The sequence below is a fragment of the Streptomyces sp. RK62 genome, from assembly GCF_018070255.1.
GTDB lineage: Bacteria > Actinomycetota > Actinomycetes > Streptomycetales > Streptomycetaceae > Streptomyces > Streptomyces nigra.
Genome location: NZ_JAGPYD010000006.1, coordinates 355,244 through 374,319, shown reverse-complemented (window position 1 = coordinate 374,319; position 19,076 = coordinate 355,244). Strand labels below are relative to the sequence as shown.

The 19,076-nt window shown below is 71.0% G+C and carries 17 protein-coding genes; 10 read left to right on the top strand and 7 right to left on the bottom strand.

Annotated features, from left to right (window positions below):
* Window positions 1–10 precede the first annotated feature (10 nt).
* Window positions 11–433: a contact-dependent growth inhibition system immunity protein gene (locus KBY32_RS14350; RefSeq protein ID WP_282107996.1), complete on the top strand. Its 423-nt coding sequence runs from the start codon at window positions 11–13 to the stop codon at window positions 431–433.
* Here the strand turns inward: KBY32_RS14350 and sigJ are convergent.
* Together sigJ and KBY32_RS14340 are read right to left on the bottom strand one after the other, a co-directional pair.
* Window positions 375–1,343, bottom strand: coding sequence for an RNA polymerase sigma factor SigJ (gene sigJ / locus KBY32_RS14345; RefSeq protein ID WP_210980296.1), 969 nt, complete (start codon window positions 1,341–1,343; stop codon window positions 375–377). The genes KBY32_RS14350 and sigJ overlap by 59 nt on opposite strands.
* Before the next feature lie 46 nt (window positions 1,344–1,389).
* Window positions 1,390–2,124 (bottom strand): SDR family oxidoreductase, encoded by a 735-nt coding sequence (locus KBY32_RS14340; protein WP_210980295.1) that lies wholly within the window; start codon window positions 2,122–2,124, stop codon window positions 1,390–1,392.
* A gap of 289 nt (window positions 2,125–2,413) precedes the next feature.
* On the opposite strand from KBY32_RS14340, the gene KBY32_RS14335 reads away from it, so the two are divergent.
* The 3 genes from KBY32_RS14335 to KBY32_RS14325 all read left to right on the top strand — a co-directional run bounded on the left by KBY32_RS14335 (window position 2,414) and on the right by KBY32_RS14325 (window position 8,134).
* Window positions 2,414–5,308 (top strand): FAD-binding and (Fe-S)-binding domain-containing protein, encoded by a 2,895-nt coding sequence (locus KBY32_RS14335; protein ID WP_210980294.1) that lies wholly within the window; start codon window positions 2,414–2,416, stop codon window positions 5,306–5,308.
* 231 nt (window positions 5,309–5,539) lie between these two features.
* Window positions 5,540–6,481, top strand: coding sequence for an N-acetylmuramic acid 6-phosphate etherase (murQ, locus tag KBY32_RS14330; RefSeq protein ID WP_210980293.1), 942 nt, complete (start codon window positions 5,540–5,542; stop codon window positions 6,479–6,481).
* A 108-nt stretch (window positions 6,482–6,589) separates the two neighbouring features.
* Window positions 6,590–8,134, top strand: a complete 1,545-nt coding sequence (locus KBY32_RS14325) for a PTS transporter subunit EIIC (protein ID WP_210980292.1) — start codon at window positions 6,590–6,592, stop codon at window positions 8,132–8,134.
* A 103-nt stretch (window positions 8,135–8,237) separates the two neighbouring features.
* On the opposite strand, the gene KBY32_RS14320 is transcribed toward KBY32_RS14325, so the two are convergent.
* Window positions 8,238–8,966: a TetR/AcrR family transcriptional regulator gene (locus KBY32_RS14320; RefSeq protein WP_210980291.1), complete on the bottom strand. Its 729-nt coding sequence runs from the start codon at window positions 8,964–8,966 to the stop codon at window positions 8,238–8,240.
* Between the two features lie 123 nt (window positions 8,967–9,089).
* Between KBY32_RS14320 and KBY32_RS14315 the strand changes: the two genes are divergently transcribed.
* The 3 genes from KBY32_RS14315 (at window position 9,090) to KBY32_RS14305 (ending at window position 11,794) form a co-directional block, all read left to right on the top strand.
* Window positions 9,090–9,977, top strand: a complete 888-nt coding sequence (locus KBY32_RS14315; RefSeq protein ID WP_210980290.1) for an SDR family oxidoreductase — start codon at window positions 9,090–9,092, stop codon at window positions 9,975–9,977.
* Window positions 9,978–10,070: 93 nt separating this feature from the next.
* A complete protein-coding gene (locus KBY32_RS14310) occupies window positions 10,071–11,480 on the top strand; it encodes an APC family permease (RefSeq protein ID WP_210980289.1) in 1,410 nt (469 codons plus the stop codon).
* Window positions 11,477–11,794: a hypothetical protein gene (locus KBY32_RS14305; RefSeq protein ID WP_210980288.1), complete on the top strand. Its 318-nt coding sequence runs from the start codon at window positions 11,477–11,479 to the stop codon at window positions 11,792–11,794. The genes KBY32_RS14310 and KBY32_RS14305 overlap by 4 nt, the downstream gene beginning before the upstream one ends.
* A 71-nt stretch (window positions 11,795–11,865) precedes the next feature.
* Here the strand turns inward: KBY32_RS14305 and KBY32_RS14300 are convergent, their stop codons facing one another.
* Window positions 11,866–12,459, bottom strand: coding sequence for a TetR/AcrR family transcriptional regulator (locus tag KBY32_RS14300; RefSeq protein ID WP_210980287.1), 594 nt, complete (start codon window positions 12,457–12,459; stop codon window positions 11,866–11,868).
* 57 nt (window positions 12,460–12,516) lie between these two features.
* Window positions 12,517–13,824: an MFS transporter gene (locus KBY32_RS14295; protein WP_210980286.1), complete on the bottom strand. Its 1,308-nt coding sequence runs from the start codon at window positions 13,822–13,824 to the stop codon at window positions 12,517–12,519.
* A gap of 194 nt (window positions 13,825–14,018) precedes the next feature.
* Here KBY32_RS14295 and KBY32_RS14290 point away from each other — a divergent pair, with 194 nt between their 5' ends.
* Window positions 14,019–14,606 (top strand): GNAT family N-acetyltransferase, encoded by a 588-nt coding sequence (locus tag KBY32_RS14290; RefSeq protein ID WP_210980285.1) that lies wholly within the window; start codon window positions 14,019–14,021, stop codon window positions 14,604–14,606.
* A gap of 3 nt (window positions 14,607–14,609) precedes the next feature.
* Here KBY32_RS14290 and KBY32_RS14285 read toward each other — a convergent pair whose 3' ends face one another.
* A complete protein-coding gene (locus KBY32_RS14285; protein ID WP_210980284.1) occupies window positions 14,610–15,350 on the bottom strand; it encodes a class I SAM-dependent methyltransferase in 741 nt (246 codons plus the stop codon).
* A 203-nt stretch (window positions 15,351–15,553) separates the two neighbouring features.
* Between KBY32_RS14285 and KBY32_RS14280 the strand changes: the two genes are divergently transcribed.
* Window positions 15,554–16,105 (top strand): DUF3291 domain-containing protein, encoded by a 552-nt coding sequence (locus KBY32_RS14280; RefSeq protein WP_055619946.1) that lies wholly within the window; start codon window positions 15,554–15,556, stop codon window positions 16,103–16,105.
* A gap of 274 nt (window positions 16,106–16,379) precedes the next feature.
* Window positions 16,380–17,363, top strand: a complete 984-nt coding sequence (locus KBY32_RS14275; RefSeq protein WP_210980283.1) for a BtrH N-terminal domain-containing protein — start codon at window positions 16,380–16,382, stop codon at window positions 17,361–17,363.
* Between the two features lie 51 nt (window positions 17,364–17,414).
* On the opposite strand, the gene KBY32_RS14270 is transcribed toward KBY32_RS14275, so the two are convergent.
* Window positions 17,415–19,067, bottom strand: coding sequence for a tannase/feruloyl esterase family alpha/beta hydrolase (locus KBY32_RS14270; RefSeq protein ID WP_210980282.1), 1,653 nt, complete (start codon window positions 19,065–19,067; stop codon window positions 17,415–17,417).
* Window positions 19,068–19,076: the final 9 nt, after the last annotated feature.

Below are 19,076 nucleotides of genomic sequence, written 5' to 3'. Positions count from 1 at the left end.
AGTTGATGGCATGTGCAGCCGCCGGTCGGTGAGTCGACGCGTGAACCGTGACCTCTCTCTAGAGGAGCTCGAGGGCCGTCGCTGGTCGGTCCCGGCGGGCGGCGAAACCCGCCTCATGGCGACCGTGCGCGAGCTCCGGCGCAAACCGATCGGCGGCCTGAAGGTCGAGGACATGCGGTTGCTCATCGGACAGGACGTGGGCCTCGCCTACCTCCTACCGCTGGCGATGGAGGTCCTTCGGGTCAACCCGCTGGCGGAAGGCGACATGTACGAGGGTGATCTGCTGGCCGCCGTGCCTCACCATGCAAGGGGCCGGTCAGTTCCGCAGATATCTCAACGCTTCGCAGGTCCGCGCGATCATTCCAGACGATCAGTTAGTCGAGTGACCAATTCGTCAGCTTCATGGGATTCAGCATCAGCCACACGTTCGTGACGCACTCAGCGCTGACGTCGAAGGTCATCATTCCGTATCGATCGCCGCCACTTCGAAGAATGTAACCGAGGCCGTCAGCCGTATCGCGTCGCTCAAGGCGGAGGGCGGGCTGCTTGCGCATCACTCCCATGAACCACCGGGCCACATGATCCGACCCGCGGATGACCCGAGGTGCGGCATTGACGAAGCCTCCGCCGTCTACTCGCAGTTCGACGTCTGGAGCCAGCAAGCGAAGCAGGTCCTCGATGTTCCCTCCGACGGTCGCATCACGGAATGCCCGGACGACCTCGTCATGCTGGTGTGGAGAAACCTGTGCGCGTCTCCCCCGACGGACGTGGCGGCGTGCGGACGTCGCCAATTGCCTTGCCGCCGCGGGGGAACGACCTACGACGCCGGCGATCTCGTCAAACGGGACGCTGAACACGTCATGCAGCACGAATGTCACTCGCTCCGCCGGGGTCATGGCCTCGAGGACCGTCAGCAGCGCCATGCTGACGGCGTCATCCAAGGTGACACGTTCAAGCGGATCGGCAGCAGGGTGACCGGAATCCAGTGGCGCCTTCGCTGTGCCCGCGAACAGGTCGGCCGGAACCGGCTCCGGCAGCCACTGCCCGACGTACGTCTCCCGTCGAGCGCGCGCTGAACCGAGCAGGTCGAGTGAGATGCGGCTCGCGACTCGCATCAGCCATGCCGCCGGCGTGGCGATTCGGTCGCGTTCCTCGGGCTCGAGGCGGTACCACCTCACATACGTCTCCTGCACGACGTCCTCGGCATCGGCCAGGGTGCCCATCATGCGAAAGGCCAGCGACAGCAGACGATGGCGTTCCGTCATGACCGCATCGAGAGTCCGCGATTCATCGCGCTCGACTCCTCCGGAGTCCGTTGATTCGGCAGGAGAATCTTTCGGCATGGGGCACCCTTTTCCAATCTGTTCGCGCCGTCCTTCACTACCGAATTCAGGCGATGGGGATTCCAGGAATCGGATACCGCACGGTTCCTCTCCGGTACGCGCCGCGTGGGATCATGGCCTCGAGGAGCTCCTTTCCGTCTACGGTCACCACCTCACGGTGGTCTCCCCGATGGGCCAGCGTGGCGCGGAAAAGGTCGTCATGGTAAAAGCGATCGGGTCCCGCGATCTCGACCTCACTGCCCGGCTTCGGAGTCGTGACCGCTTCGGTGAGCAGGTCGATGACTTCGGCCAACTCGACGGGCTGGATGAATGTCCTCGGAGCGAGAACCTTCCCGTCCACGGTGTGCTGGTCGATGAGGGCAGGGATGTAGCTCTGGAACTGCGTCGCCCGAATGATCGTGGCGGGGATCGAAGCCGAACGCACGGCCTTCTCCTGTGCCACCTTGCCGAGGTAGTAGCCGATCTCCGACGCGTCCCCCTCCCCGACGCCGACGATGGAGAGCACGATGTGATGGCGCACACCTGCCCGCTCGCCCTCCGCCGTGAGGTTGTTGATCGATCCCTCGAAGAACGAGATCGCCCCGTCCGCATCGAAGCGGGGCGTGTTGAGGACGTTCACGATGGTGTCGACTCCGGCGAGAGCCTCGGCGAGGCCCTTGCCCGAGATCACGTCGATCCCGTCCTCAAGGCCTCCCGAGACCACCTCGATGCCCTTGGCCTCCAAGGTGTCGGCAAGTGGGGACCCCACACGACCGCGTCCGCCAGCGATGAAGACCTTCATTTCCTCACTCCGTTCCGGGGCGCCAGTCGCTGCCCCCACCAACATGACGACGCACCCGGGTCAGATGTGAGGTCGGCGGCCAGGGCGGCCTTGCCGTCACCCGGTCGACGTCGGTTCCTGCCTGCGGTCGTACGGCATCCCCACACCCACCCCACCGCATGTAACTAATTTTCATCGCACGCATCCGATTGAAAGTTATTGACATCCGGCGCCACAGCTCCCGATACTCCCGTGACCCACCGTCGTCCCGCGCCGAACCCGCGCCGATCTGCGGCGCCGCCGAGGAGCCATGAGTCACCCCACCGCCTCCGTCCCGTCCGCCGCCGCGTCACCGCCTCCTTCGGACGAGCGGCTGGCCGATCTTCTGGCCTCGTGCGTCGGGGACCCGGCCCGAGTCACGACCGCGCTGCCCCGCCGGATCGCGGCGGCCCACGACGCCTCCCCCTATCTGTTCACCCCGCGTGCCGTGGTCCGGGCGGCGTCGGCCGGCGAGGTCGGCGCGCTCATGGCCGGGGCGCGTGCGGCCGGCCTCCCCGTGACGCTGCGCTCGGGCGGCACCAGCCTCGCCGGGCAGGCCGGTGGCGACGGCGTCCAGATCGACGTACGCACGCACTGGCGGGAGGCGGAGATCCTGGACGACGGGCGTCGCGTCCGGCTTCAGCCCGGGGTGACCGTTCGGCAGGCCAACGCGCGGCTCGCCCGGTACGGCAGGCGGCTCGGGCCGGATCCGGCCAGTGAGAGCGCCTGCACGATCGGCGGTCTGGTCGCCAACAACTCCAGCGGCATGAACTGCGGCACCCGGGACAACGCGTACCGCACCATCGAGTCCCTGCGGTTCGTCCTGCCGTCCGGGACGGTCGTCGACACGGCGGACGCCGACGCCGACGCGGCGCTCCGGGCGCGCGAACCCGAGCTGCACGCGGGGCTGTTGCGGCTGCGGGACCGGGTGCGCGGCTCGGCCGCCTCGCGGGCCACGGTCGAGCGGCTCTTCGCCATGAAGAACACCATGGGGTACGGGCTGAACTCGTTCCTCGACCATGACACCCCGGCCGACATGCTCGCCCGGCTCATGGTCGGCAGCGAGGGCACGCTCGGCTTCGTCGCCGAGGCCGTCTTCCGTACGGTTCCGCTGCTCCCGCACACCGCGACCGGTCTGCTGGTCCTGCCGGGTCTCGCCGAGGCCACCGACTGTCTGCCCGTCCTGCTCGCCGCCGGCGCCCGGACCGTAGAACTGCTCGACGCGGCCTCCCTGCGGGTCGCGCAGCGGTCCGGCGAGCCGGTGGAGGCCCTGCGCCGGCTCACCGTCTCCGGGCACGCGGCCCTGCTCGTCGAGTTCGCCGAGGACAGCGCAGAGGCGCTGGAGCACACCGTGGCCGCCGCCGAGCCGGCCCTGCGGCTGCTGCCCACGCTCACCCCGGCCGCGCTCACCCGTGACGCAGGGGAGCGGAACAAGCTGTGGCGGCTGCGCAAGGGCCTGTACACCGCGGTCGCCGGGGCGCGCCGCCCGGGCACGACGGCCCTGCTGGAGGACGTGGCCGTGCCGATGGACCGGCTCACCGCCACCGGCGAGGGCCTGATCGACCTGTTCGCCCGGCACGGCTACGACGACGCCGTGATCTTCGGGCACGCCCGGGACGGCAATCTGCACTTCATGCTCACCCAGGAGTTCGACTCCGACGGCGAGCTGGAGCGCTACGCACGCTTCACCGACGACATGGTCGACCTCGTCCTCGACGCCGGCGGCACCCTCAAGGCCGAGCACGGCACCGGGCGCGCCATGGCGCCCTTCGTCCGGCGCCAGTACGGTGACGAACTCCACGACGTGATGCGCGAGCTCAAACGGCTCTGCGACCCGCACCAGCTGCTGAGCCCCGGCGTCCTGCTGGACGACGATCCCCGGGCGCACCTCGGCCATCTGAAGAGCGTCCCGCAGGTGGACCCGGCCGTCGACGCGTGCGTCGAGTGCGGCTACTGCGAACCCGTCTGTCCCACCGCGGACGTCACCACGACCCCGCGCCAGCGCATCGCGCTGCTGCGCGAGATCGCCGTCGCCGACGCGGCGGGGGACGACGCCCGCAAGCGCGTCCTGGAGGACGACTACGGCTATGCCGCCGTCGCCAGCTGCGCGGTCGACAGCCTGTGCGTGACCGCCTGCCCCGTCCACATCGACACGGGCGAGGTCATGAAACGGCTCCGCGCCGACGGACATGGCAGGACGGCCCAGGGCGTCGCCGACCGGGTGGCGCGGCACTGGGAGGGCACGGTCACGGGGGTGCGTACGGCCCTGAAGGCGGCCCACGCCGTCCCGCTGCCCGTCACCCGGGCGGCGACGCGCGCGATGCGCGGGCTCGGCGCCGGGGAACTGGTGCCGGAGTGGACCGGCGACATGCCGCGCAGCGGACCCGAGCGGCCCGCCGCGCGGCATCCCGCCGGGGCGGAGGCCGTGTTCTTCGCCGCGTGCATCGGCAGCCTCTTCGCCCCCGAGGAGGGCGGTGGTACGACCGGAGGGTCGGCGCGGGCGTTTCTCCGGCTGTGCGAACGCGCGGGGGTGCCGGTCGCCGTGCCGGACGGGCTCGGGGGGCTGTGCTGCGGCACCCCGTGGCAGTCCAAGGGGTACACCCGCGGCCATCGGACCATGGCGGCCCGCACGCTGGACGCCCTGTGGGCCGCCTCCGACCACGGCAGGCTGCCCGTCGTCTGCGACGCCTCGTCCTGCACGCATGGACTGGAACGGCTCGCCGACGCCCTGTCCGAACCGGTCCGCGCCCGCTACGCGGCCCTGAGGTTCGTGGACAGCGTCGCCTTCACCGCCGAACGGCTGCTGCCCGCGCTGCCCGCCGTACGCCCGCTGGCGTCCATGGCCCTGCACCCCACGTGTTCCACGGCTCATCTGGGCGCCGACGAGGCGCTGCGGACCGTGGCCGCCGCCCTCAGCGCCGACGTCACCGTGCCCGACTCCTGGGGCTGCTGCGCCTTCGCCGGGGACCGGGGACTGCTGCATCCCGAGGTCACCGCGGTGGCCACGGCACGCCAGGCCGCCGAGATAAACAGCCGGTCGTACGACGCCTACGCGTCCTGCAACCGCACCTGCGAGATCGGCATGACCCGTGCCACGGGGCGGCCCTACCGGCACATCCTCGAACTCCTCGACGAGGCCACCGCCCCGGCCGTTCCCGGAGCGTGACCCGGTGATCGCCCGGAGGGTCTTGACGCACCCCCTGTCTGAAAATATGTTTCATGTCGGCGGAGCGTAGTGAAAGAAAGTTTCGACGCTCGGGATCCCGCCTCTCGTGTGTCTCTCGTGTCACACGGGACAGTCGAACCGGCCTCCCGTCGCGTATGACGGAAACCTCCCAGGTGGCCCAAGTCGCCCCAGCCCCCTCAAACGCCCGAAGCACAGGAGCCGTGAACGTTCATGTCCATCCAAGACGCCGTCGGTGACGCCAGGCTGCGTGACCAGCTGGCCACCCTGGCCACGGAGGCGTACCGGCCCGACCTGGCGGACATCGACCGCCGCAGCACGCTGGACATCGCCCGCCACATGAACGCCGAGGACGCCACCGTCGGCGCGGCGGTCGCGGCCCGGCTCCCCGAGATCGCCGCCGCGATCGACGGCATGGCCGAGCGGATGTCCCGGGGCGGACGGCTCGTCTACGCCGGCGCGGGCACCGCCGGGCGGCTCGGCGTGCTGGACGCCTCCGAGTGCCCGCCCACCTTCAGCACCGACCCCGCGCAGGTCGTGGGCCTCATCGCGGGCGGCCCCGCCGCCATGGTCACCGCCGTCGAGGGCGCCGAGGACTCCGAGGAAGGGGCCCGGCAGGATCTGGACGCGCTGAAGCTGACCGCCGACGACGTCGTGGTCGGCATCTCCGCCTCCGGGCGCACCCCCTACGCCGTCGAGGCCGTCCGGTACGCGCGCTCGCTCGGCGCGCTCACGGTTGGGCTGTCCTGCAACGCCGGCAGCGCGCTCGCGCACGCCGCCGACCACGGCGTCGAGGTCGTCGTCGGACCGGAGATCCTGACCGGCTCGACCCGGCTCAAGGCGGGCACCGCGCAGAAGCTGGTGCTCAACATGTTCTCCACCATCACCATGATCAGGCTCGGCAAGACCTACGGGAACCTGATGGTCGACCTGCGCGCCTCCAACGAGAAGCTGCGGGCGCGCGCCCACCGGATCGTGGGCCTCGCGACCGACGCCTCCGACGAGGCCGTCACCGCCGCGCTCGCCGCCACCGGCGGCGAGGTCAAGAACGCGATCCTCCTCCTGCTCGGCGACGTCGACGCGCCGACGGCCGAACGCCTCCTCCGCACCGCCCACGGACATCTGCGCAGCGCCCTCGAAGGCGCGGCCGGCTGACAGCCGTAGCCGACCGGCAAGCCGCAGCCGACTGACAAGCCGCAGTCGACTGGCAAGCCGTATCCGCCTGACGCACCAGCCCCTACCACTCACAGCAAGGCCGATCTCATGGCGAACGAGAACAAGTACCGCGACACCGCGGCCGCCATCCTGCCCCTCGTCGGAGGAGCACGGAACGTGGCGTCGGTGGCCCACTGCATGACCCGGCTCCGGCTGGGCCTGCACGACCGGACCCTCGTGCAGGAGGAACAGCTCAAGGCACTGCCCTCGGTGATGGGCGTCGTCGAGGACGACACCTACCAGATCGTGCTCGGCCCGGGCACCGTCGCCCGCGTCACCCCCGAGTTCGAGACCCTCGTCGAGGAGGAGCGCGCCGCCGCTCCCGAGCCGGCCGCCCCCGCCGGCGGTGCGGCCCCCGACGCCGTGACCGCCGACGACCTCGCCGCCCAGGGTGCCGCCCTGCGTGCCGAGCGCAAGGCGCGCAACGCCACCCCCTTCAAGCTTCTGCTGCGGCGCATCGCGAACATCTTCGTGCCGCTGATCCCCGCCCTCATCGGCTGCGGCATCATCGCGGGCCTGAACGGCCTGCTGGTCAACCTGGGCTGGCTGCCCGGCATCACCCCGGCGCTGGCCGCGATGGCCTCCGGGTTCATGGCGCTGATCGCCGTGTTCGTCGGCTACAACACGGCGCAGGAGTTCGGCGGCACACCGATCCTCGGTGGCGCCGTCGCCGCGATCATCGTGTACGCGGGCGTCGCCAACGTGGAGGCGTTCGGCCAGCACCTTTCCCCGGGCCAGGGCGGCGTCCTCGGCGCCCTCGGCGCGGCCTGGCTCGCCGTGCAGGTCGAGAAGTGGTGCCGCCGCTGGGTGCCCGTCTCCATCGACGTCCTCGTCACCCCCACCATCACCGTGCTGGTGTCCGGTCTCGTCACCCTCTTCGGGCTGATGTTCCTCGCCGGTGAGGTCTCCACGAAGATCGGTGAGGCCGCCAACTGGCTGCTCTCCCACGGCGGCGCCGGCGCCGGCCTGATCCTCGGCGGCCTCTTCCTGCCGCTGGTCATGCTCGGTCTGCACCAGGCGCTCATCCCGATCCACACGACCCTCATCGAGCAGCAGGGCTACACCGTGCTGCTCCCCATCCTCGCCATGGCCGGCGCGGGCCAGGTCGGCGCCGCGATCGCCGTCTACTTCCGACTGCACCGCAACACGTCCATCCGCAGGACCATCAAGTCCGCGCTGTGGCCGGGCTTCCTCGGCGTCGGCGAGCCGCTGATCTACGGAGTGTCCCTGCCGCTGGGCCGCCCGTTCATCACGGCCTGCACCGGCGGCGCCCTCGGCGGCGCGTTCATCGGATTCTTCAACCAGCTGGGCACCGACGTCGGCTCCACCGCGATCGGCCCGTCGGGCTGGGCGCTCTTCCCGCTGCTCGACGGCGACCACGGGCTCGGCCAGACGGTCGCCGTGTACGCGGGCGGTCTGGTCGTCGGCTACCTCGGCGGCTTCCTCGCCACGTACTACTTCGGCTTCACGAAGACGATGCTCACCGACCTCAACGTGGCGCCCGCGCAGTCCGCCCCGGACACCGCGACCGCCGCCGGCCCGACTTCCGTCAAGGATGAGGCACCGGCACCGGCCGGGGTCCCGGCGGGCTGACGCGCCGCAGCACATACACCGACCCACCCGTGGGGCGGTCACCGTTCAATCGCGGTGACCGCCCCACGACGCGTTCCGGAGAGCCGACCGCTCCGGCACCCCGTCATGCGCTCGGGGAGCCGCCGTCCGCCGCCAGCCGGGTCAGCCACTCGCGCAGCAGGTGCTGCTCCGCCTCGCTCAGGACGTCGGCCTTGTCCGGGAGGGCGGCGCGCAGGGCGCGGGCCGCGGCGGCCGGGCCGTTCTCCGTGGCGGGGACCGTGGGCTCGGAGCGTGTGATGGCGGCGACCGTGGCCTCGCGCAGCGCGGTCAGAAGCGCGGGCGTGCGCCGTTCCGCCGGGGTGGAGTGCCAGGTGGTGACCGCGCCCCGGCCGGTGGCCTGGATGATCTGGGCCGCCAGTTCCTCGTCGACCCGCAGCCACCCGCCCGCCGCCAGCCTGCGTACCCGCCCGTAGAGCATCTCCAGGCCCGCGCGGTGCGCCTGGTCCGCTCCGCGCCCGGTCGCCCTGGTCATCACGGCGAACATCTCGGGGCGGGAGATCCCGAATTCCACCACCGTGTCCCACGCGCGGCGCAGATCCTCCACCGGGTCCTGCGGCGCGGGATCGAGCAGCGCCCGCTTGGTCTCCAGGAACTGCGCGTAACCGTGCTCGGCGACGGCCTCGAGCAGCCCCTCCTTGTCCCCGAAGAGACGGTAGATCGCCGGCGGCTGCATACCCGCTGCCGAGGCGACCGCACGGGTGCTCACGGCGTCCGGGCCGCCGGTCTCCAGAAGCTCGACGGCGGCCTCGACGATACGGCGCCGGGGGCTGTCGGGGGTGTCACGCGTGGTCATGAATCGATGATATCGGCAAGTTGCTTCCAGTGATATTCCAGTGTTAGCGTCAACGTGTTTCCACTGGAAACAATCACTGGAAACACCCACTGGAAACATCCGCCCGAGACACGGGAGAACCGCATGATCATCGTGACCGGAGCCACCGGAAAGCTCGGCCGTCGCGTTGTCGAACGCCTCCTGGAGCGCGTCCCCGCCGACCGCGTGGGCGTCAGCGTCCGCGACCCGGGCAAGGCTCAGGACCTCGCCGACCGCGGCGTCCGGGTCCGGCAGGGCGACTTCGACGACCCCGCCTCGCTCGTGCACGCCTTCGAAGGCGCGGAGCAACTGCTCCTCGTCTCCCTCGACCGCGCGGGCGAGGACTGCGTCGCCGGCCATCGCACCGCCATCGACGCCGCCGTGAAGGCGGACGTCGGCCGCATCCTCTACACCAGCCATATGGGGGCCGCCCACGACTCCCGCTTCCAGCCCTGCCGCGACCACGCCGCGACCGAGGACCTGCTGCGCGCCACCGGCCTGCCCTGGACGGCGCTGCGCAACGGCTTCTACGCGTCCAGCGCGCTCCAGTTCCTCGAGGCCGCCCGCCGCACCGGCGACATAGCCCTCCCCGCCGACGGCCCCGTCGCCTGGACCGGCCACGACGACCTGGCCGAGGCCACCGCCGCGATCCTCACCGGGGAGACCCGCTTCGAGGGGCCCACCCCGCCGCTCACCGGCGCGGCCGCGCTCGACCTCGACACGGTCGCCGAGATCGCCTCCCGGGTCACCGGACGCCCGTTCACCCGTACCGTCGTCCCCGACGACGCCTACCGCGAGCAGATCCTCGCGCACGGGGCTCCGAGTCACCTCGCCGACCTGTTGCCGAGCATCTTCGCGGCCGCACGGAACGGTGAGTTCACCGCCGTCGCCCCGACACTCGCCGGACTGATAGGACGCGCTCCCGTCCCCTTCGAGGCCCTGCTGGAGCGCGCCTGGACGGAGGAGAGCGCCACCGGACCCGCGGTCTCGTGAGTCGGCCCCGTCCCTGTGTCCGCCCAGAAGGCGAGCGTGCATCGCGCCTTTCGGGGGACACGAGGCGGTATGGCAAGAAGAGGCGGAAACAGCATGACGGCGCAGGCGGGGACGGGTACGGGGGGATCGGGCGGGGCACGGGAGGGCACGGTGCTCAAGCGCGCCCTGACGACCCCGCTGCTCTACTTCTTCATCCTGGGCGACGTCCTGGGCGCCGGGGTGTACGTCCTGGTCGGCCAGGTCGCCGCCGACGCCGGGGGAGCGGTCTGGGTGCCGCTCGTCGTCGCCCTGCTGCTCGCCCTGCTGACCGCCGCCTCCTACGCCGAGCTGGCGACGAAGTACCCGAGGGCGGGCGGAGCGTCCCACTACGCGACGCGCGCCTTCGGGCCGTTCGCCGGGTTCGTCGCGGGCTTCTGCATGCTCGCCGCCGGCGTCGTCTCCGTGGCCGCCCTCGCCCGGGGCTTCGGCGGCGACTACCTGGCGGAGTTCGTGACGCTGCCCGTGGGCCTGGTCGCCGTCGCGTTCCTCGGTCTGCTCGCCCTGATCAACGCGCGCGGCATCAAGGAGTCCACCCGTGCCAACGTCGTCGCCACCCTCATCGAGGTCGGCGGACTGGTCCTCATCATCGTCCTCGGCGCCTGGCTCCTGCTGCGCGGCGACGGTGACGTCGGGCGGCTCACTCAGCTGGGCACGCCCGAGAAGGGGGCCGCGGCGGCCGTCCTGAGCGGCTCGGTGCTGGCGTACTACTCCTTCGTCGGGTTCGAGACCTCGGTGAACGTCGCCGAGGAGACCCGCGACCCGCGGCGCTCCTACCCTCGCGCCCTGTTCGGCGCCCTCGCGACCGCCGGTGCCGTGTACGTGCTGGTGGGCCTGGCCGCGTCCGCGGCGGTGCCGACGTCGCGGCTCGCCGAGTCCAGCGGGCCGCTGCTGGAGGTCGTCAAGGAAGCGGGCGGCGTACCCGACCGGCTGTTCAGCGCCATCGCGCTCGTCGCCGTCGCCAACGGCGCGCTGCTGACCGGCATCATGTCCTCCCGCCTCGCCTACGGCATGGCGAAGGACGGCCTGCTCCCCTCCCCGCTGACCAAGGTGCTGCCCGGCCGCCGCACCCCGTGGGCGGCGATCGCCGTCACCACGCTGCTGGCGATGCTGCTCGCCCTCACCGGAAGCGTCGCCACCCTGGCCTCGGCGCTGGTCCTGCTCCTGCTGATCGTCTTCTTCATGGTGAACACCGCCGTCCTTGTCCTGCGCCGCGACGAGGGCGAGGCCGACCACTTCCGCGCCCCGACCGTGCTGCCGGTGCTGGGCCTCGCCTCGTGCGTCCTGCTGGCCACTCAGATCGAGGGCGCGGTGTGGCTGCGCGGACTGGCCATCGTCGGCGTCGGTGTACTGCTCGCCGCACTGACCACCCTGCGCCGCCATAAGGACGGCGCCGCTCCCGAGACCACCGCCGACGTCAGGACCGAGCAGCGGACGGAAGCGGAACGGGAAGGCTCCGCCACGTGAGCACACGTGAACCACCGGAGAAGACCCCCGACGGGCACTACGTCGTCATCGACGGACGGAAATGGCGGGCCACCGACCCGTCCCTCCCCGAGGAGACCGCCGCGCGCTTGCGGAAGCACCTGATGTCCGCCCGCCGCGCGGTCCGCTCGGCGACGACGGCGAGTGACGAGCAGGCCGAGCGAGAGGCCCGCGCTCGCGTCCAGCGGGCCAAGGTCGCCCTGGGGGAGCGAGGCGCCCCCTGGTGGGAGCAGTCCGAGGAGGAACGCCGACGACGGTGGCAGGACGGGCTGGCGGCGCTCGACGCCGAGGAATGAGCCGACCCGGCGACTGTGTCCTCAGTCGAGTCGCTCGTGCCGTCCGCCCAGGTCGAGCCCCGCGCGGGGCCTTACGCCGCTCCGGCCGGCCGGAGCGGGGAGGCGTCCAGCAGTACGGCCGCGGCGCCCCGGGCGGTCGTGGCCGCGGAGGGATCGTGGTCCATCTTCGCGGACTGCCCGGCGCCGTCGTACAGCAGCATGAACTGCCGGGCGATGGTGTCCGGGTCGGCGAACCCGGCCTCGGCGGCCAGCTCGGCGAACAGGCCGCGCAGCCACTCCCGGTAGCCGTCGGCGACCTTGCGCACGGTACTGTCCTCGTCCGCCTCGGACGTGGCCCGGGCGAAGGCGCAGCCGTTGTACCCGGGGTCGGTGAACGCCTCACCCAACGCGTCGAAGACGCCGAGCAACTGCTCGCGCGGTGTACGGAAACGTGTCAGCGCCCGGGTGATGTGTTCCTTACGGCGCTCGAAGCGGAGTTCCAGGTAGGCGCAGACCAGGCCTTCCTTGCTGCCGAAGGTGTTGTACAGGGACGCCTTGGCCACTCCGGCGTGCTCGATCACCCGGTCGATACCGACGGTCTGCACGCCTTCGCCGTAGAAGAGCTCGTCGGCCGCGGTGAGGAGACGCTCTCGCGCGGACACCCGGGTGGAGGCCCTGGCAGCCATGGCGCTCACCTTTCTCTAGACAGACCTGTTCATTGTAGACCCGTGCGAGCGTCCGGATCAGGCTTCGGACACCTGGGCCTCGAGCCGGTTCCGGTTCCGGCGGCCGTTGCGCAGCAGTCCGGCCAGGGCGACGAGGGCCAGCACGATGAGAGTGATGCTGTACTCCCTGGACGTCACGATCAAGCCGCCGCCGTGCACGACCAGCACCCCGGCGATGATGGCGGGCAGGCCCAGGCCGACGTAGCAGACCACGTACAGCAGGGAGAGGACACCGGCCCGCTCGTGCGCCTCGACCTGCGGGATGACCAGCCTGATGCCGCCCTGGAACCCGCTGCCGAAGCCGATGCCGGCGATCGCGGTGCCGACGAAGAACCCGATCACGGACCCGGTGCCGCCGTCGCCCGAGCCGATGGCCAGCACGGTGATGGCCGCGCCGAGTATGAGCGTGCCGATGCTGAGCAGCATCACGGACCGCGCGCCGGCGCTCCGCAGCGTCACCGTGGTCAGCGCCGCGGAGACCGCGAGCACGAACAGCGGCAGCCCGCCCCACACCACCGAGGTGGAGTGCGTCAGGGCCCGGGTGATCGACGGGCCCAGGGCCCCGTACAGACCGCTCATGGACCACACGGCGAACATCACGGGCACGGCGATGGCCACGCCGGCGCGCGCCGATCTGGGCAGCTTGAACTCGGGGATCATGCTGGCGCGGGCGCCGGGCTTGCGGCTCACCGTCTCCGGCATGGCGAGGACGGCCAGGGCCTGCAGGGCGAAGACGACGAGCAGGATCGCGTAGACGAGGCGGGTGGGCGCCGGCAGGTACTGCACGATCAGCCCGGAGACGATCGCCCCGGACGCGGTGCCCAGCATGGGCGCGAAGGAGTTCAGGAACCCGCCCCGGCGCGGGTGGATGTCCAGCATCCCGGCACCGAGGGCTCCGACGGCCGCGCCCACGCTCAGTCCCTGCAGGACGCGGGCCGTCATCAGTGCCCCCACGTCACTGGCGCCCATGAAGACGGCCATGGCCACCACCTGCACGACCAGGGCCGTCACGACGACCGGCCGCCGGCCGACATGGTCGGAGAGCTTGCCGAAGAACAGGAGCGCGGAGAGCACGGCCACCGCGTACACGCCGAAGACGACGGTGATGGTGATGGGCGAGAACCCCCAGTGCTGCTGGTAGATCGCGTAGAGGGGGGTCGGTGCGCTGGACGAGCCCAGCAGCGACATGAGGATCGAGGCGAAGACGGCCATCGAGGTCCTGGGCCCCAGAGGCAGGAACCTGCGCCGTGGAACCGCGTGCGCCGGGTGCTGCTTGATCGTGACGGTCGGAGGGGCGGAGGGGGAAGCGGTGGTTGCGCGACTCATGAGTCACTTTCGGCAAGAGGGGCGAACCGGACTCGTCGATAGTAGACAGGTCTGTCTAATCGCCGGGTGTTGGGGAGGTAAGAATTCGGCATGGTCGCGGTGGGTGTGGGGTGCGCTGCGCACGGTCACTGGTGAATCGGTCGGGACCGGTAATCAGATGCACCGCCTCCCCGCCAGGCCACAAGATGGTGCGCATGACTCTGCCGACCCCGACCCTGCACACCGCGCGCCTGCGACTGCGCCCCTTCACGGACGCCGACGCGGCACCTCTCTACGCGCTCCACAGCAGCGCCCACGTGATGCGCTACTGGGACTCCCCGCCGTGGACGGACCGCGCACGCGCGGAGCGGTTCATCGCGGTGTGCCGGACGATGGCGGAAGAGGGCACCGGGGCGCGCGTGGCCATCGACCGTGCCTCGGACGGGGCGTTCGTCGGCTGGTGCGGGCTGTCCGGATGGAACCGCGACTACCGCAGCGCCTCGTTGGGTTACGTCCTCGGCGATGCGATGTGGGGACACGGCTACGCCACGGAGGCCGCACACGCCCTGCTGCGCTGGGCGTTCGAGACGCTGGACCTCAACCGCGTCCAGGCCGAGGCCGACACACGCAACGCGGCATCGGCCCGGGTCCTCGAGAAGATGGGATTCGTGCGCGAAGGGACGCTCAGGGAGGACTGCGTCGTGAACGGGGACGTCTCCGACTCCTGGGTGTACGGCCTGCTCAGAAGGGAGTGGCGGCCGTCAGCCACGCATCCCGTGGGCAAGACCGTCCCGCACACCTGAAACCTACAACTCGGCCACGAGCAACCGGTATCCGACATCGAGTGACTCCCGGCCGAGCAGGTCGGCGTGACGCCGGTGCCACCGGCCGGACGACAGATCGTCGGCCAGCCGGTGCAGCCCGGACCGGACGACGTCCTCACCGGCCTGGGCGAACATCGAGATACCGGCCCGGATGCGCGGATCGAGGTAGGCCTCGGGCCGGCGCCAGAAGGCGGCGAGAAAGCCGTCGGTGCAGTCGTGCGGCACGGGGACCGTCTCGACGCGGGCGCCTCCCATGAGCGCCGCCAAGCGGTCGATCGGAGCAGCGCGTGTGCTGTCGAACGCGGCTGCCTCCGGCAGGTATTCGTCCAGCAGCCAGAACCTGTGGTTGACGTCCGGGTCGAAGGTGAAGACGACGACCCGTCGCCGCGCGACCCGGCGGAGTTCGCCGATACCCGCAGCCAGGTCAACCCAGTGATGCACCGTCAGCAACGCCATCGCCGCGTCGGCCGATTCGTCGGCGAGGGGGATCGCCTCCGCGGTCGCCTCCACGGCCCGCGCGGCGTGGTCCGGCCGTTGGGCGATCATCACCGCGCTGGGCTCCACGGCCACGACGGTCTCGGGTGGTTCGTAGGAGCCGGTGCCGGCACCCACGTTGATGACGGTGGCGGCACCACCGAGGGCTCGACGGATGGTGGCCGCGATGCGGGGGTCGGGTCGCCGGGTCTGCGCGTAGGTCACACCGATGCTGTTGTAGGTCGCCACGCCCGCAGTATGCCCACCCGCCGCAGCCGAGAAAGGGCTCACCGACGCGATGGCGCGCACCACCGCCCCGGTACCGCCAAGTGCCGTATGCAGGAAGCCACCTCAGCAGGCAGAACGCAACTTCGACAACGCCGCCGGATGCGGCTACGTTCCACGGGTCCTCGCCCTCGTACGACCCCCTGCGCCCCTCGGAGAGAGCCCGCATGCCCCGTCTCGCCCTGTACACCTTCGGGACCCTGAAGACCCCTCTGGCCGACTCCACGCCTGCCACACGCGAGTTCTACGAGACGGGTGAGGCGGTCTACCGGAAGATCGGTCAGCACCCCGGGTACCTGGGGCATGCCATCACGAACGGCGGTGACCGAGGCCTGCTCTTCGGCGCGGACTGGGGCGCCTGGGGCGAGTTCACCGTGCCCAGCTGGTACGACAAGGGCCGCACGGTGGAGACCACCGCCCTCGCCGCGACCCTGTCACTCTGGACCGGCCTGCGCCCCGCGTTCGACGCCATCTACACCGGTCTGCACCGCGCGGCACTCAACAGGCGCTACGACTGGTTCGAGCGGACGGGGCGCCCGAGTCACGTCATCTGGTGGGTCCCCGACGACGCGACCCCCACCTGGCAGGACGGCGTCGCCAAGCTTGAGCACCTCCACGACCACGGCCCGGCGCCGCACGCCTTCACGTTCCACCGCGCGTTCACGGGGGCCGGCGTGCCCGTCACCGGAGTCGCAGAACGCCAGGAGCGCGATCGTTGAAGATCTCGATCAGCCAATCGAAGATGTGGGCCCGCTCTTCTGTCTCGCTGCGGCAAGATCCGCGCTCACCGAGGGCCGGTTCGTGGGGTGACCGCGTGACAACCGGATCTCGAGCTGCCTTCGCTCTCCCGGAGCCGAAAGGACCAAAGGCCGGGCCGGCAGGATTCCCCTTCCACGCTCCCACCGGCCCGCGCCGGTCGCACTCCGTGTTCCGGCCGCGCGGGGGAGGGGAATTTCCCTTCGCGGCACGGCGCGGGGAAGCAGAATGAGCGGCATGACCCTGCTCGGAGACATCGACGCGCGCGGCATGCAGCACTGCGAGACGACGACGCTCGGTGTGCTCCTGCGACACGAAGGGATCGACCTGTCCGAGCAGATGCTCTTCGGGCTCGGCTCCGGGCTCTCCTTCATCTACTGGGACAGCAAGAACATGGGCTTCCCCTTTCTCGGTGGCCGGGTCAAGCCGTTCGAGCTCACCAGGAATCTGACCGCAGCGCTCGGCCTCGACCTTCAGGTCGAGGAGACCACCTCGCCGCGCAAGGCGTGGCAGTACGTGACGACCGCCATCGACGGCGGACGGCCGCTCGGCCTGCAGCTCGACAGCTACCACCTCAACTACTTCACGACCAAGGTGCACTTCGGCGGCCACGTCGTCGCCTTGTACGGCTACGACGACGACAACGCCTACCTCGTGGACACCGACCCGCAGGGCGGAGCCGTCACCACGAGCCTCGACAGCCTCGCCAGAGCGCGGGCCGAACGTGGCCCCATGACCGCCCGGCACCGCTCGTTCACGATCCGCGCGCCCCGCGATCACCGGCTGCCCGAGGAGAGCGCGCGTCCCGCGATCAGAGCGTGCGCCGATGCCTTCCTCAACCCGCCCATCGCCAACCTGGGGCACCGCGGCATCGAGAAGGCCTCGCGACTGGTGCGGTCGTGGCTCCAGCGCAGCGACCGCCCCGGCGAGGACCTGCCCCGGGCCGCGCTCCTCATGGAGAAGGCCGGAACCGGGGGAGCGCTGTTCCGCAACCTGTACCGGGACTTCCTCGCGGAGTGCGCCCAGTGGATCGACAGCGACCACCTGCGCACCGGACACAGGCTGTACGGCGAGGCGGCCACCCTCTGGACCCGGGTCGCCGGGCTCATCGCGGCAGCGGGAGAGTCCGGCGACCCGGAGCACCTCACCCAGGCCGGCGACCTGCTCCAGCAACTCGCCCGCATCGAACGCGAGGCCATGCAGTCCCTCTGCCAGGTCTAGCGGCGTGCCGAGAGCTGATCCCTCGCCGCGCACCCCCGCCTCAGGCACCCCTCACCCTCGAACGCACCTGAAGCCGGCCGCGTCATCAGGATCCCCGGTCCGGTACCTCGGCCAACTCGGGTACTCGCACAGGGGCCGTGCCCTGCCGCCGCCCGCGTCCACGACGACCGGTGCGACCGGCGCCCTGCCCTGCTCGGACCACCGCTCGATCGCCGTCAGGGAGTCCCAGGAGGCGGCGAAGGCAGGGCTGCCGAAGTTCGCGTGATTGGCGCCCGGCACCAGGTAGTACCGCATGAACTCCCGTGTCCCGCGCGGCCCCACCACGTCCGACACCCGCTCGTAGTAGTCGTTCGTCGCCCGGTGCGAGACCAGTTCGTCCGCCGCCCCGTGCAGGAGCAGAAGCTTGCCGCCCGCCCGGGCGAAGGGGGAGAGGTCCGCGTCGTTCATGTCCTGGAGCTTCGACAGCTCGCTGATGCGCTTGAGCCAGGTGCCGGGCCGCGCCGGGTCGACGCTCAGGGAGTCGCGGTCGGGGTCCCGCGTGAGGAAGTACCGCACCCACTGGTCCCAGTACTGCATGCCGTACCCGCTCGTGAGCGGCATCGGTGTGGACGGCGCGGTCGTGCCGAAGCCCAGGACCGGGGTGCGCAGATCGGCTCCGGAGAGGAACGGGAAGCCGGGGTAACCGCGTTCACCACTGGCTACGCGGTACGGCCACTTCCAGGGGGAGGAGATGACCCTGATCGCGGCGATCTGGCGGTCCGAGAGGCAGGAGGGGCTGGTGTCGGCGCCGTCCGGGCAGCGCAGGGTGCCGGGATCGAATCGGCAGGCGTCCGGGTTCGAGACGACCCGGTCGGTCAGTCCGTCCAGTCCGTCGCAGGCGCGCATGACACTCTCGTAGAGCAGTGTCTGCTTCTCTGGCCCAGGGAACGCCCCGGGGCGCGCCAGTTCGTGTGTCGCGTGTCCCAGGTAGAGCGCTTCGGCGAGGTTGTTCCAGGCCGGGTAGGCGGAGATCACGCCGTCCATGGCGGTGGGCCACCGCTGGATCATCGCCAGCGCCTCCCGGCCCCCGGTGGAGCCGCCGGCGAAGTAGGTGTGCCGGGGCTTCGCCCGGTAGAACGTACGGATCAGGAACTGGGCCGCGTCGTGCGTCTTCTTGAGCGCGTCCCCGGCGGCGAAGTTCCGCAGCGCCTCGTCGTTGACGGCGAAGGAGCCGTCCAGGGAGAGGATGGGGTGCTTGGCGGGGTCCGCCTGGTGCCCGGAGTCGCCGGCGTACGTCGCATAGCCGCGCGCGAGCGGCGGGGCACCGTCCGCCGGCGCGAAGGGGACGTTGCCCCGGACGTCGGGAACGGTGCCGTTGTAGCCGCCGCCCCCGAACATCATGGATCTGCGGTTCCAGTCGAGGGGGAGGGCGACGCGGAGCCGGATGTCGGGCGCGGAGCGGTCGACGGGGGAGAGGGCGGCGTCGGCCCGGCAGTAGGTGAGGCTCACCCCGCCGACGGTCTCCGTCACCGGGGACGCGGTGTCGACACGGCCGCCACGGGTGCGTAAGGAGATGGCGCTCGACGGGATGGCGGTCCCGGCCAGCGAAGTGCACCGGGCGTCGGCACTCGGGGTCACGACCTGGGACGGACGCGCGTGCGCCGGGACGGCCAGGAGCACGCCGGCCGTGGCGAGGGCGACTCCCGTCAGCGTGCGCGGGTTCATGCGGTTTCC